16 protein-coding genes are annotated in these 12,153 nt (G+C 71.8%); 8 read left to right on the top strand and 8 right to left on the bottom strand.

Going from position 1 to position 12,153, the window contains the following annotated elements; genetic code table 11:
* The first annotated feature begins 26 nt into the window (after positions 1-26).
* Both V6U79_RS08485 and V6U79_RS08490 read left to right on the top strand, forming a co-directional pair.
* Positions 27-1,058: a hypothetical protein gene (locus tag V6U79_RS08485; RefSeq protein WP_334532304.1), complete on the top strand. Its 1,032-nt coding sequence runs from the start codon at positions 27-29 to the stop codon at positions 1,056-1,058.
* A 40-nt stretch (positions 1,059-1,098) separates the two neighbouring features.
* Positions 1,099-1,530, top strand: a complete 432-nt coding sequence (locus V6U79_RS08490; protein WP_334532301.1) for an ASCH domain-containing protein — start codon at positions 1,099-1,101, stop codon at positions 1,528-1,530.
* A 13-nt stretch (positions 1,531-1,543) separates the two neighbouring features.
* On the opposite strand, the gene V6U79_RS08495 is transcribed toward V6U79_RS08490, so the two are convergent.
* The gene (locus tag V6U79_RS08495) at positions 1,544-2,437 is read right to left on the bottom strand and encodes an LLM class flavin-dependent oxidoreductase (RefSeq protein ID WP_334614133.1); all 894 of its coding nucleotides are present in this window, start codon (positions 2,435-2,437) and stop codon (positions 1,544-1,546) included.
* Positions 2,438-2,514: 77 nt separating this feature from the next.
* Positions 2,515-3,969, bottom strand: a complete 1,455-nt coding sequence (locus tag V6U79_RS08500) for an MFS transporter (protein ID WP_334532297.1) — start codon at positions 3,967-3,969, stop codon at positions 2,515-2,517.
* A gap of 314 nt (positions 3,970-4,283) precedes the next feature.
* Between V6U79_RS08500 and V6U79_RS08505 the strand changes: the two genes are divergently transcribed.
* On the top strand, positions 4,284-5,243 hold the full coding sequence (locus tag V6U79_RS08505; protein WP_334614135.1) for a hypothetical protein: 960 nt from the start codon (positions 4,284-4,286) through the stop codon (positions 5,241-5,243).
* A gap of 17 nt (positions 5,244-5,260) precedes the next feature.
* On the opposite strand, the gene V6U79_RS08510 is transcribed toward V6U79_RS08505, so the two are convergent.
* Positions 5,261-5,824 carry an NUDIX hydrolase gene (locus V6U79_RS08510; protein ID WP_334614136.1) on the bottom strand — a complete coding sequence of 188 codons (564 nt, stop codon included), beginning with the start codon at positions 5,822-5,824 and terminating at the stop codon, positions 5,261-5,263.
* Positions 5,821-6,732 (bottom strand): LysR family transcriptional regulator, encoded by a 912-nt coding sequence (locus V6U79_RS08515; RefSeq protein ID WP_334614137.1) that lies wholly within the window; start codon positions 6,730-6,732, stop codon positions 5,821-5,823. The genes V6U79_RS08510 and V6U79_RS08515 overlap by 4 nt, the downstream gene beginning before the upstream one ends.
* A 128-nt stretch (positions 6,733-6,860) precedes the next feature.
* Between V6U79_RS08515 and V6U79_RS08520 the strand changes: the two genes are divergently transcribed.
* Positions 6,861-7,220 carry a DUF1801 domain-containing protein gene (locus tag V6U79_RS08520; RefSeq protein WP_334614138.1) on the top strand — a complete coding sequence of 120 codons (360 nt, stop codon included), beginning with the start codon at positions 6,861-6,863 and terminating at the stop codon, positions 7,218-7,220.
* 5 nt (positions 7,221-7,225) lie between these two features.
* Positions 7,226-7,606, top strand: a complete 381-nt coding sequence (locus V6U79_RS08525; protein WP_334532358.1) for a VOC family protein — start codon at positions 7,226-7,228, stop codon at positions 7,604-7,606.
* 163 nt (positions 7,607-7,769) lie between these two features.
* On the opposite strand, the gene V6U79_RS08530 is transcribed toward V6U79_RS08525, so the two are convergent.
* Entirely contained in the window at positions 7,770-8,666 is an 897-nt protein-coding gene (locus V6U79_RS08530; RefSeq protein ID WP_334614140.1) for an NAD(P)-dependent oxidoreductase, read from the bottom strand.
* Between the two features lie 46 nt (positions 8,667-8,712).
* Between V6U79_RS08530 and V6U79_RS08535 the strand changes: the two genes are divergently transcribed.
* Positions 8,713-9,063 carry a winged helix-turn-helix transcriptional regulator gene (locus V6U79_RS08535; RefSeq protein ID WP_334614142.1) on the top strand — a complete coding sequence of 117 codons (351 nt, stop codon included), beginning with the start codon at positions 8,713-8,715 and terminating at the stop codon, positions 9,061-9,063.
* 203 nt (positions 9,064-9,266) lie between these two features.
* On the opposite strand, the gene V6U79_RS08540 is transcribed toward V6U79_RS08535, so the two are convergent.
* Entirely contained in the window at positions 9,267-9,422 is a 156-nt protein-coding gene (locus V6U79_RS08540; RefSeq protein WP_334532277.1) for a hypothetical protein, read from the bottom strand.
* A 19-nt stretch (positions 9,423-9,441) separates the two neighbouring features.
* Here V6U79_RS08540 and V6U79_RS08545 point away from each other — a divergent pair, with 19 nt between their 5' ends.
* The gene (locus tag V6U79_RS08545; protein ID WP_334614144.1) at positions 9,442-9,678 is read left to right on the top strand and encodes a hypothetical protein; all 237 of its coding nucleotides are present in this window, start codon (positions 9,442-9,444) and stop codon (positions 9,676-9,678) included.
* Positions 9,679-9,768: 90 nt separating this feature from the next.
* The gene (locus tag V6U79_RS08550) at positions 9,769-10,275 is read left to right on the top strand and encodes a DUF4259 domain-containing protein (RefSeq protein ID WP_334614146.1); all 507 of its coding nucleotides are present in this window, start codon (positions 9,769-9,771) and stop codon (positions 10,273-10,275) included.
* 37 nt (positions 10,276-10,312) lie between these two features.
* Here the strand turns inward: V6U79_RS08550 and V6U79_RS08555 are convergent, their stop codons facing one another.
* Together V6U79_RS08555 and V6U79_RS08560 are read right to left on the bottom strand one after the other, a co-directional pair.
* A complete protein-coding gene (locus tag V6U79_RS08555) occupies positions 10,313-10,561 on the bottom strand; it encodes a hypothetical protein (RefSeq protein ID WP_334614147.1) in 249 nt (82 codons plus the stop codon).
* A gap of 343 nt (positions 10,562-10,904) precedes the next feature.
* Entirely contained in the window at positions 10,905-11,579 is a 675-nt protein-coding gene (locus V6U79_RS08560) for a GNAT family N-acetyltransferase (RefSeq protein WP_334614148.1), read from the bottom strand.
* Between the last annotated feature and the right edge of the window lie 574 nt (positions 11,580-12,153).

Genomic DNA, 12,153 nt, shown 5'->3' on the forward strand with positions numbered 1-12,153 from the left:
CCGGTTCAGCTCCGACGATCGGAGGCATGGACCACGACATCCTGGACGAGGCGTACCGCCGGTTGCACCGCACCGGCCCGGAGTTCGAGGGTTGGCTCTCCAACCACGGGCCGATGACCGTCGAGGCACTGCTCCGGCACGGGCACCACCGGAGCGTGCACCGCTGGCTGGACGACTACCTGCGCCGGCTCGACGAACTGCCGCGCGGCCTGCGGCCGATCGAGGACTGGCGGGAGGCGCTCGGCGACCCGAAGCGAGCCGGGGACTGGCTCGCCCACTTCGACCGGGAGCTACGGGACAGCCCCTGGCAGGAGGTGCTCGGCACCTGGTGGCCGCGGCTGCTGCCGGGCATCGCGGCCGGCGCCACGCACGGCGTCATCCGGGTCGGCCACGCCGTCCGGGTGCTCCGCGAGGACGGGCCGACCCCGGACCGGCTGACCGAACTCGGGCAGGCGCTCGGTTACTGGGCCGCCCGCTGGCAGCCGGTGCCGGGTCTCCGCCTCGACCCGCCGCCCCGCCCGGACGGCCCGGACATCGTCACCGCGCTGGCCGGGCTGCCCCGGATCGCCGACCGCAGCGGCGGGATCCGGGAACGGCTGGAGCGCCTCCGGGACGTACCCGGGTGGGAGGGCGCGGTGGCGGCGCCGCGCCCGGCGCGGACGCCGGCCGACGCGGAGCGGGGCCTGGTCACCCTGGTCCACCGGGCCGCGCTGGACTACCTGCGGTTCGGGCACGGGCAGGCGGTCATGCTGGTGCACGCGGTGACCGCGCCGACCGCCGTGCTGCGGACCCTGCCGTCGATCGACCCGGCGCTGTGGGCGCCGAGCCTGACCGCGGCCTGGTCGGCCACGGCGGCGGTGACCGCGGTGTACGCCCCACCGACCGGCACGCCGCCGCCGGCGGTCGCGCCCGGCACCCCGGAGGAGGTCTTCGCCCGGGCCGCCCGGCACGGCGACGCGCACGTGGTCAAGCTGGCCGACGCGGTCCTCGACGCGCACGCCGCGACCGGCGACGAACGGGTGCTCGCCGCCCCCGGCTACGCCGGTCAGCTGATCTGAACGGACTCCCTCTGAGTTCCCGCTGGGTAACCTCGGCAGGATGTGGCCTCGGATCGGTGGACTTCGCGCGCTCGCCCTCGGCACCCCCGGCGATGTCCGGACCAACCTGAACACCCTGGTGCTGGCGGGCGTCAAGACGGCGACCGCCGGGCTGCTCACCGAGTACGCCGAGGAGGGTGAGGAGCTGGAACACGTCGGCGAACGGCTGGCCCTGGTGGACGACCGGGACACGCTCGTCGGCGTCGTCGAGGTGACCGGGGTGGAGATCGCCCGCTTCGCCGACGTGCCCTGGGAATTCGCCCGCTCCGAAGGGGAGGGTGACCGTTCCGTCGAGGAGTGGCGGGCCGGGCACGCCGCCTACTGGGCGCGCCTCGGCACCCCGGTCACCGACGACACCCAGATCGTCTGCCTGCGCTTCCGGCTGGTCTCCGCCGGTGACGGTGGCGTCGCCGGCGGCGACCTCAGCACCTGAGGCCGGCCCTCCCTTACGACCCGGCGCCGCGCAGCTCGGGCAGGAGCCGGGTGGCGACGTCCACCAGTACCCCCTCGTCTCCGGCGTACCAACTGCTGGCCCGGGGCCAGTGGGTGATCACGTCGGTGAAGCCCAGGGCCGCCGCGCGGGCGACCTGGTTGGCAAAGAAGTCCGCGCTGCGCAGCGAGAAGACCGGCGCCGAGTCCAGCGACAGGTACCGGTCCAGGGTGGCCGGTTCCCGTCCGGCCGCCGCGAGTGCCGTGTCGAGCCGGGCGCAGAGCGCGCCGACCCCGTCCCACCAGCCCTCCAGGTCCTCCTCGCCGGTGCCGGTGGTCACCCAGCCCTGCCCGAACCGGGCGACCAGCCGCATCGAGCGGGGGCCGTTGGCGGCCACCACGAACGGCACCCGGGGCTTCTGCACGCAGCCCGGGTTGTTGCGCGCGTCCACAGCGGCGAACCACTCGCCCTGCCAGGTGGTGCCGTCCTCCCGCAGGACCAGGTCGAGCAGCTCGGTGAACTCGCCGAACCGGTCGACCCGCTGGCGCGGCGGCAACGTCTCGCCGCCCAGCACCGCGGAGTCGAAGCCGATGCCGCCCGCCCCGAGGCCGAGCAGCACCCGGCCGTCGGAGACGTCGTCGAGGGCGGTGACCTGCCGGGCGAACGCCGCCGGGTGCCGGAAGTTCGGCGAGGCGACCAGCGTGCCGAGCCGGATCCGCGAGGTCACCGTGGCGGCCGCGGTCAGGGTCGACATCGAGTCGAACCAGGGGCCGTCGACCAGGTCCCGCCAGCCGAGGTGGTCGTAGGTCCAGGCGTGGTCGAAGCCCCACTCGTCCGCCTGCCGCCACCGGCGCTGCGACTCGGCCCAGCGCTGGTCGGGAAGGATCACGATGCCAATCCGCATGATCATCAGCGTACGGTTCCCGGGCGGCCGCGGACGGCGCGGACACGCTCGAAAGGGCGAGGGCCCTCCTGATCCGTCGTCAGCTACCGCTGTGCGAGCACGCCCCGGTCAGGGCCGGCCATGGGCCTCGGGTACCGCTCCGCCGACCCACTGCGTCCGCGGGCACGGGTCGGAACCAGCGCCGCGAGAAGCAGGCCGAGGACCGCCGCCGCAGCCGCGGCGACGAACGTGGTCCGGAACGCCGCTGCCGAGGGCAGCGCCGCCGCGCCGACCATGACCGTGCTCTGTGCCAGGATCACGCTCGTGACCGCGCTGGTGGCGCTACCTCCGAGCGAGCGCATCAGGAGGTTCAGTCCGTTGGCCGAGGACGTCTCGGTCACCGGGACCGCGTCGGTGATCAGCTTCGACGTGGCGGTGACCGAGATGCCGACACCGGCTCCGATGACGGCCGAGGCGACGACGAAGTCGATGACGCTGTCCATCCTCAGCGTGACGAGCAGGTAGCCGGCGGCGATGACGACCGCTCCCAGCATCATGGTCAGCCGGGCCCCGTAGCGGGCGACCAGGCGGGCCGAGAGCGGAGTCAGCAGCAGCGCCACCAACCCGTTCGGCAGGATGACGAGCCCCGCTCGCACCAGGCTCTGACCGAAGCCATGGCCCGTGGCGGAGGGTGCCTGCAGGATCTGCGGAAACACGACGAGCATGGTGTAGACCGCGAAGCCGACCGCGACGGTGGCCAGGTTGGTCATCAGCACCGGTCGCCGCGCGGCAAGCCGCAGGTCGACAAGGGGGGAGCGGCTGTGCAACTGGTGCCAGCCCCAGGCGAGCAGGATGGCGACGGCCGCCGCGCCAAGGCCGAGCGTGCGGATGTCACCCCATCCCCACTGCCCGCCGTTGACGATCGGCAGCAGCAGGCCGATGAGCCCCACGGTCAGCCCGATGGCGCCGACGACGTCGAAGCGTCCCTCGGTGCGCTGCGGCGACTCCGGCACGAGCAGCGCGGTCAGGAGGGCACAGAGCAGGCCCAGCCCAGCCGCTCCCCAGAACAGCACGTGCCAGTCGAAGTGCTGGGCGACCAGGCCGGCCAGGGGGATCCCCGCCGCGCCGCCGAGGCCGAGCGTCGCGGTCAGGACCGCGATCGCCCCGCCCATCCGCTGCGGTGGCAGTTGGTCCCGGAAGAGGCCCAGTGCGAGCGGGACCACCCCGATCGCACAGCCCTGCAGCCCACGGCCGACAACCATGAGCCACAGCGAACTCGTCACGGCGGAGATGACCGAGCCGACGGTCATCACGGCGAGCGTCAGCAGCAGGGCCCGCCGTTTGCCGAAGAGGTCACCGAGGCGCCCGCTGACCGGGGTGATGATCGCACCGGTCAGGAGCGTGATGGCGACGACCCACGACGCGTCGGTGGGCGAGGCGTTCAGAAGTGCGGGAAAGCTCGGGATGAGCGGGATGACCAGCGTCTGCACCAGCGCCGACAGCAGACTGGCGACGGAAAGTACGGCAACGATCACCGAAAGGGAACCGGAACGCTTCATGCGTGTCTCCGCGCGGGGCGATTAGGGATCTTGTCAACGGCTTGCGGAGGGACGCGTCCGCCCTTCGACCTGATGAAGCCTGCCAGAACTTGCTTGCTCAAGCAAGCATAAGCCGCATGGCTGCCGTCACAGATCCACGGACCCCCGGCCGCCCCGGTCGACCTCGAACTCCGCCCTCGGGTCGGCTGCGGTACGGATCGCCGAAACGGGCCGCGAACGGGCCGGACACCGCGCCGACGCCGGGATAGGATCCGCCGCTACCGCCGGCGCGACTCCGGTGGCCCCGCCGCCCCACCCGTGACCGGAGGTAGGCCATGGCCCCGACCACCGACCCGTCCGCCCGCCGCCGTGCGCCGCGGCGGTGGCTGGGCCGCCTCGACAGCAGCAGCGTCGTCGCCTGGGCCGGGCTCGCCGCGCTGGTGTGCGGGCTGTTCGGCGCGGCGCTCGCCACCCGGCTGGCCTGGGAGACCGCGCGACCGATGCCCGGTCGCGCCGAGGCGGGCGAGGTGTTCCGGTCGGTGCTGCCCGGCCACCGGCTCGACGACGTGTCCGCCTCGTCGGCGTTCTTCGTCTTCTACACGCACCCGGTGCGCCTGCACCACCTGGATCAACTGCTCCTCGGTGACGGCGGCGAGTACGAGCAGGCCACGACGCAGGCGTGGACGGCGGGCAGCCCACCCGTCCCCGTCGCGCAGGCCGTCACGGAGGCCCAGCGACGGCTCCGGGAGGACGGCTGGCACCTCGACGGGATCAGCGTGACGACCGACAACAGCTGCGCCGACAAGTTCTGCGCCGCCTCGGCGAGCATCACCCGTACCACCGTCGAGGCGCACCGCCGCGACACCCTGCTCACCCTGACCACGACCGACCCCACCCTCGAAGCCGACGTCCCGTACGCCTCGATCGGGCTGCGGCGGGCCACGCCGCCCCTGGTCCCCTACGCCGCGGTGGCCGGCGGGCTGGCCGGCGCCCTGGCCGGCTGGCTGGTGTTCGGCTGGGCGAGCCGCCGCACCGAGGGCACCCACCCGGCCGGGTCCGTGGTCAAGGGCCTCTTCGGCGTGACGATGGTCCTCTGGTGGGCGCCGGTCCTGCTCGGCGCCCCGTCGATGGCGACCCACCACAGCGACGAGCCGCACACCCAGTGGCATCCGCTGTGGGAGTGGCTGGGCCAGCCCGCGCTATCGCTGCCCTTCCTGCTCGGCACGGTGAGCGCGCTGGCGGCGTGCGGCCTGGCCGCGACACCCCGGCGGGCGGCCGCACACCCGGCCGACTGACCGGGGTGCGACCGGAGTCAGCCCGCGAGCTTGGCCATCATCCGGGGCAGGTGCGGGTCGAGGGCCCGCGGGTCCGCCGCCGCCACCTCGGCCGGCGTCCACCACCGGACGCCCCGGAACTCCCCCGGGTCGGGCGTCAGCGCCTGGTCGCGGCGGCCCGCCAGCACGTACCAGAGGCTCACGTCGACGTGCCGGTCCTCGGGCGGGCCGACCGTCGGGGTGACCGTCAGGAAGAGCGGACGTTCGCCGGGAGTCGGCGGGAAGACCGCCGGCACGCCGAGCTCCTCCACGACCTCCCGGCGTACGGTCTCCAGCGGGTGTTCGTCCGGCTCGACGTGGCCACCGGTCGGCAGCCACCGGTTGGCCGCGCGGTGGTCGACGAGGAGCACGGACCCGTCCGCGGGGTCACGGAGCAGGAAGTACGCGACCAGGTGCGGCGACGGGGTGCGCGGCTTGGCCCGCCGGAAGACGTCTTCGGTGCGTCCCAACCAGTCGAGGCACTCGGCCCGGTGTGCCGCCTCCAGCTCGTCGAGCGGCGAGATCGCCCCGACCAGTGCCCGGATCTCGTGCAGCACCGTCATCCCGACATCCTGCCACCGTCCGTTCCGGACCGTGCGGCGTCCGCGGCGGCGCGGACGAACTCGCGTACCCGCTCGGTGGTGTTGGTCTCCAGCCAGACCGGCCCGCGCAGGATCGGTGGCGCGTCGTGGATCGGCACGTAGGCGACGTCGGGACGGGGGTAGTACCGGCGGGTGTGCTCGCCGACCGGCAGGACGCCCCGGCCCATCGCGACCAGCGAGAGCATCTCGGAGAAGGTGTTGCCGGAGGGCCCCTTCGGCACCGGCCGGCCGGACGGTGTCCGGTCGGGGGTGCGGTCCCGCTTGAACGCGGCGGAGGTCACCTCCGGGTACTGCACCACCGGGTGGGCGGCGAGGACCTCCAGGGAGACCGACTCCGCGCCGGCCAGCGGATGCCCCGCCGGCACCGCCAGCAGCCGGGCCTCCGACAGCAGCGCCGGGCCGTTCGCCATGCCGTCGAAGGGGTACGAGGCGATGAGCACGTCGATCGAGCCGTCGAGCAGACTGGCCCGGGAGTTGGCGAGCTGCGCCTCGTGGACGTGCACCTCGCAGTCGGGACGCCGTTCCCGGAACAGGGCGACGGCACGGAGCAGCACCGGGGCGGTCCACTCGCCCAGGAAGGCCACCCGCAGCTCTCCGCTGACGCCCCGGCCGGCCTCGACGGCCCGGCGTACGGCCTGATCCATGCCGGCGACCAGGGGACGCAGGTCGTCGGCGAGCCGGCGACCGATCGGGGTGAGCTGCACGACCCGGCTGGTCCGGGCGAACAGCGGGGCGCCAATGCGCCGTTCCAGCTTCCTGACGACCTGGCTGACCCGTCCGGTGGTGACCCGCAGCCGGTCCGCCGTCCGCCCGAAGTGCAGCTCCTCGGCCAGGGTCAGGAAGGTCTCCACCTCGTGCCGCTCCAGCAACCCCCGACTCCCGTCGTTTAGTCCGGCTCAACGAATGTAGTCCGATCGCGGCTTGGTCGCCCGCTCGGCACCGACCAGGGTGGAAGGCGCACCGGGAGCCGTTCCCGGGCACCTCGTCGGGAGGCGACATGACCACCATCGACGGATACCTGGCCGGGCTGGACGAGCCGTTGCGCGAGATCGGCGCCAAGCTGCGCCCCGTCATCGAGGCGGCGCTGCCCGCCGCCACCGCCGCGATGTGGCACGGCCACCCGGTCTGGGGGCTCGGTGACCGACCGGGACAGCAGCCGGTCTGTCTGGTCAAGGCGTACCCGTCGTACCTGACCTTCGGGCTGTGGCACGGGCAGGAGGTGGACGACCCGTCGGGTCGGCTCGTGCCGGGCGCGCGCTCGATGGCTTCCGTGAAGCTGCGTACCCTCGACGAGGTCGACCCGGCCCTGTTCACCGACTGGCTGCGCCGGGCCCGCCCCCGGGCGGCGACGGCGTGACCACCATGCGGGTCACCGGATTCGACCACCTGGTCCTCACCGTCGCCGACGTCGAACGGTCCCTGCGGTTCTACTGCGGATCGCTCGGCCTGGCACCGGTCCGTCTCGACGACTGGCGGGCCGGGCGGGTGCCCTTCCCCTCGGTGCGGATCGACGCGGGCACCATCGTCGACCTGGTCCACGGCCGGCGGGGCGAGTCGAACGTCGACCACTTCTGCCTGGTGGTCGCCCCGCTGGACTGGGCGGAGGTGGTCGCGTCCGGTGCCTTCGACGTCGTCGAGGGCCCGGTGGGCCGGTTCGGCGCCCGGGGGTCCGCCACCTCGATCTACGTACGCGATCCGGACGGCAACGTGGTCGAGCTGCGCTGGTACCCGCAGGACGCGTGACGGCCCGACGTGGCCGCGGCCCCTCGCGAGCCGCTCCCGGGCGGACCTGATCGTCCGCCGCCCCACCTGGTTGTTCCTCGGGTACGGGAGCTGGTTCGTCTTCGTCGAGGGCCTGATCAGCCGGTTGGAGCTGCAACGCGGAGGCCCTGGGGGGCATGGCCCCTCACTGTCGGGCTTCACGCCGCCCCAGGACTTCTGCAACCCGCATGAACCCGTCTGTGCCGTGGCCCAGTCCGACGACCCGGCGGGCCACGCTCTCGGCCGCACGCATCACGCCGGCGTCGATGCCGTTAGCCTCGGACGCCTGGACGATGTGGGCCATGGACGACACCGCAGAGGTGATCGGGTTGTCCTCGCCGGAAAAGCTGCCCGTGTCCACTTCCTCCGCGGCCTCCTCGAAGATGGGTGGGAGGATCGCGCCGATGCCCTTGGCGAAGGGTGCCAGCTCCCGGGCGGTGATCCCCTCCGCCGTCGCCACCGCCAACGCGTGCGCGTAGCCCGCCATCGCGGTCCAGAAGATGTCGAGCAGTGCGATGTCGTACGCCGCTGCCCGGCCGATCTCCTCGCCGAGATGGGTGTGGGTGCCGCCCAGCGCGTTCAGCACCGGCTGGTGCTCCCGGTAGAGGTCCTCGGGACCGCTGTAGATGATCGCCGCGTCCGCGGTTCCGATGGTGCTGGTCGGCGTCATGATCGCACCGTCCAGGTACCGGATGCCGTGTCCGGCCGCCCACTGTTCGGTGTCCCGGGCCCGGTTCGGAGTGTCGGCGGTCAGTTGGACGACTGTGCGCCCCTCGAGGGCATCAGTGACCGCGTCGCGTCGCAGGATGGCGTCCGACGCGTCGTAGTTCACCACGCAGACCACGATCAGTCTGCTCGCGGCGGCCGCCTCCTCGGCCGACCGGGCGCTGACCGCGCCGCGCTCGACCAGCTCCCGATCCCTGCCCGGCGTCCGGTTCCATACGATCGTCCGCAGGCCGGCGTTCAGGAACGCGCCGGCCAGCGTCCGACCCATCGGTCCCAGACCGAGCACTGTGACAGAATTTTCGGCGTACGAGGTCATGACTCAACTCCGATGAACGAGTGAAGATTGAACGAATAGGACGACCATGACGCGCAGTCGTGCCCAGGACCTGAACGTCTGCGGAGTGACGGCCGCAATCGCCGTGATCGACGGCAAATGGAAGACGGCTCTGCTCTGGTTGCTGGAATCCGGTCCGCGCCGTCCCGGGGAACTGCGCCGGCAACTGCCGGGCCTCACGGAGAAGGTGCTGACTCAGGCGCTCCGAGAGATGGAGGCCGACGGACTGGTACACCGGGAGGCGTACGAGGTGCTGCCGCTGAAGACCGAGTACTCCCTGACCACGTTCGGCCGCGAACTCGCCGAGGCACTGGCCCCTCTCTCCGACTGGGGCCACCGCCGCCTAGACAAACTTGCCGAAGCCCATCGGGCCTCCTGACGAATCGACCAAATTCCCCTCCACCCAGATCTGGCAGCCTCCCGACCGCCCACAGCCAGATTCGCCGCAGGCGTACCTGGCGACAAGTACCCACAAAAAGGTGGCTACGGCAGGCGGTGAGGGGTGTTGGGAACGCGGCGCGCACACTCCGGCTCGGCTGGTCCGTGACCACCCCGAGCTCTGGCGGCCGTGCGGACCACCGCTCAAGTGTCGAGCGAGGACCGCAGCCGAGCGATGGCGCGGAGCACCTCGTCGCGGTTGCCGGCGGACTTGAGCCAGCTCGGCAGCCTGGCCACCAGGGTCAAGCCGTCCGGCGCCGGACCCCGCTCGCGCAATCGAGCGCCGACGTAGCCCTGCAACAGATCAAGGTGCCGGCGATTGAACGCCCAGAGCGTCCGCCCACCGCAGCACCTCGCCCTCAACCACAACGGCAGACGGAAGAACGGATCCAGCGGCCCGCCCCAACAGGAGCCCGAGGACCCCCCGGGAGACCAGGACGCCGAGTACGCACAGCGCGTGCAGGCGAGCTGGCGGGGCGACGACGGCACCCACCTGTCGCTGGTCGAGCGGGCAGAGTTCACCGCTCGATGCCCGCAGCGGGGACACACCGCGTAGATGTCCTCCGCCGCCAGCTCGTACAACCTGATCGACGGATCCCGGAACCGGTCCTGCTCATTGACCTGCTGCTGGTCCACGACACCCACCATGCCGCAGATCGGCACCGAGACGTGCGTGCCGAGGCGCTACTCTGCGCGCACGATCCTGCTCCAGCGCTGGCTGGCTGTCGCTGAAGGGGTTGGCGTGGGCACCTTCGGAACCGGACCGTTCAGCAGCGACGGCGCTCTGGACTTCCTCGAAGAACTCGCCGAGCGGCCACCGGAGCAGCACCTCGACGCCCTTCGGCACATGCTCACCTTCGTCCTGACCAATCGCAGCCTCCTCTGGCAGGAGTTCTTCCCCGACCAGATCGTCGCGGCGGTAGCTCTCGTAGCCGCCGCTCTTCCCGGTGGTGAGCACCTGCAGCACCGCCTGGCGGAACTGTCCGACGAGACAGACCTGGCGACGCTTCCCGCGCCAGCTCCGGACCTCGCGGCGCCCGCACTGGAAGCGTTGCTCTTTGTCGCCGGTCCCGGCCCTGGCACCAGGGGTGGACGACCGAGGCGAGCAGAGCCGACGCGCGACGGACCACCGATGACCTCATCACCATCCTGAGGGCGGCAATCTAGCCGGAGGTCGACCTCCAGCGAGGTCAGCCGTTCACTCCGCGAAGCGGCTGCCAGTCCCACCCGCTGAGCTTGGACAGCACCGCCTCCCACGCCGCCGCGATCAATTCCCGGGCGTGTTCATCGCACAGCGCCAACCGGACCGCGAGGTCCTTGACGGCGAGTTCGAGTCTGATTCCCTTCCGGTACTGCGCGATCGCCTCCAGCGGGTCGTCGGTCCACGCCTCTCCCCGGGTCGCCGGACGGGGACATCCATTCGCCATGCAAGTCGGCATCAGACGATGCTCTCCGCCAGCGAGTCCCCGCGCACCAGTGTGGAAGAGCGTGCTCCACCGGCCGTGATGCCCGAAACGTGGCAAGGCCTGCCAGGGCGTTCACCTCCGAAAGCAGGTCAGCGGCCTGGTTTGCCCTCGGGTGACACCCCCTTATGGCCCGGGGGTGGCCCGGCCCCGCCCCTGCCTTGCAAAGATCAAGCCTGTTGTCGGCCGGCGTCGGCTGGTGTGGCTGACCTGCTCAACTCGTCGGTTGCCGTCGCTCGTCACCCACGCCTGTCGGCCGGCTTGGCTGTACCAATGGCTGTACAGCCCAACGGACGTGCGGCCACGCGGGCAGCGGCCATCACCGGGATGCGGCCCGCTTAACGTCCATCAGCTCAAGCACCTCGTCGCTGAGTCCGTGGATCGCGATGTCGTCACGGTGGCTCTCCCACCGTTCGCGGTCGAGCACCAGGTTGATCTGCTCTTGGCGGGCACCGTCGAAAGCCCGGATTGTGGTGCCGTTCGACTGATAGCCAAGCGACCACGAGACTCCCAGCGACGGCGCGTTGGTGGACCAGGCGGCGGACTCGGCGCGATCCGCTCCCAGCCCGGCGAACGCGAGGTGCAGGATGGCGCCCCGCATCTCCTTGCCGTAACCACGCCGCTGGAACCGCCGCGCGATCCATGACCCCGTCGAGACGGTCTTAGTGATCCCAAAGTCCTGCGCGCCGATCTCCTGCACCCCGACGCACGCGCCATCGACCTTCACAGCCATTACCAGGTTCCATCTGTTCGGCCGCCAGTCCGCTAGGGACGCCCAGTAGTACCGCAGGAACGACCACTCGGCCTGCGGCGACGGTCCCGACTCCCATCCCGCTACGGGCGAACGCGCCAGAAAGCGGTTCTGCGGATCGTAGATGCCGTCTGCCGCATGGATCGCCAGTTCGGCAAGCTCGTCCTCACCCGGTACAGCCAGATCAAGCACGGACGTCGTCACCCGCAGACGGCGCGCGGGCCAGATCTCGGCCAATGTCATCCGAGCATCATGCCCTGTCCTGCCGTCTGCCGTCGCCCGAAGGTGTTGGCGGATCTCCTCGTCGGGCAGTCGTAGACCGTCCAGCCTTCCCGGACGGGGACAAGGTGGAGCGCCCTACCGGACGAACGACCTTGGCCCCGTCCGGGAAGGCTGGTAGCCCTTGTGGTGCCCGGCGAGGTGATTCGCTCCGGCTGATCTCTGAGGAGGGCCCTGGTTCGGGGCGGAGCCCCGAGGTCTTCATGGTTCTCGTCGTCCATCAGCGTTGCCGGCCGGCCCGGCCGATGCCGGCCGGAGGTCGCCAGCAGGCCGGGGCCGGGCCGGCGCGGCCCGCTTTGCGGGCCGCCTTGATCTGATAGAGCGCAATTCGGCAGTCTGTGACCTGGCGGTCGGCGTCCCACCAACTGCTCCGGCCGAGTCGGGTGGGGTCTTCCCGGCTTCCGCTGGCGGCAACACTGATCAGGGCCCCGCCGGCACGCTTCCTCGGGGGTCACTCCCGACCGCCGCCGCGCGGACGCTTCGCCCTGGCGATCTCGCCCCGGATCGGGAGCCAGTAGAAGGGGATCAACGCGGTGAT

Source organism: Micromonospora psammae, assembly GCF_036902725.1.
Taxonomy (GTDB): Bacteria; Actinomycetota; Actinomycetes; order Mycobacteriales; family Micromonosporaceae; genus Micromonospora.

Coding starts and splice junctions, on each gene's coding strand:
- V6U79_RS08485 (WP_334532304.1), top strand. CDS start 27: ATGGACCACGACATCCTGGACGAGGCGTACCGCCGGTTGCACCGCACC.
- V6U79_RS08490 (WP_334532301.1), top strand. CDS start 1,099: ATGTGGCCTCGGATCGGTGGACTTCGCGCGCTCGCCCTCGGCACCCCC.
- V6U79_RS08495 (WP_334614133.1), bottom strand. CDS start 2,437: ATGATCATGCGGATTGGCATCGTGATCCTTCCCGACCAGCGCTGGGCC.
- V6U79_RS08500 (WP_334532297.1), bottom strand. CDS start 3,969: ATGAAGCGTTCCGGTTCCCTTTCGGTGATCGTTGCCGTACTTTCCGTC.
- V6U79_RS08505 (WP_334614135.1), top strand. CDS start 4,284: ATGGCCCCGACCACCGACCCGTCCGCCCGCCGCCGTGCGCCGCGGCGG.
- V6U79_RS08510 (WP_334614136.1), bottom strand. CDS start 5,824: ATGACGGTGCTGCACGAGATCCGGGCACTGGTCGGGGCGATCTCGCCG.
- V6U79_RS08520 (WP_334614138.1), top strand. CDS start 6,861: ATGACCACCATCGACGGATACCTGGCCGGGCTGGACGAGCCGTTGCGC.
- V6U79_RS08525 (WP_334532358.1), top strand. CDS start 7,226: ATGCGGGTCACCGGATTCGACCACCTGGTCCTCACCGTCGCCGACGTC.
- V6U79_RS08530 (WP_334614140.1), bottom strand. CDS start 8,666: ATGACCTCGTACGCCGAAAATTCTGTCACAGTGCTCGGTCTGGGACCG.
- V6U79_RS08535 (WP_334614142.1), top strand. CDS start 8,713: ATGACGCGCAGTCGTGCCCAGGACCTGAACGTCTGCGGAGTGACGGCC.
- V6U79_RS08550 (WP_334614146.1), top strand. CDS start 9,769: ATGCCGCAGATCGGCACCGAGACGTGCGTGCCGAGGCGCTACTCTGCG.
- V6U79_RS08555 (WP_334614147.1), bottom strand. CDS start 10,561: ATGCCGACTTGCATGGCGAATGGATGTCCCCGTCCGGCGACCCGGGGA.
- V6U79_RS08560 (WP_334614148.1), bottom strand. CDS start 11,579: ATGACATTGGCCGAGATCTGGCCCGCGCGCCGTCTGCGGGTGACGACG.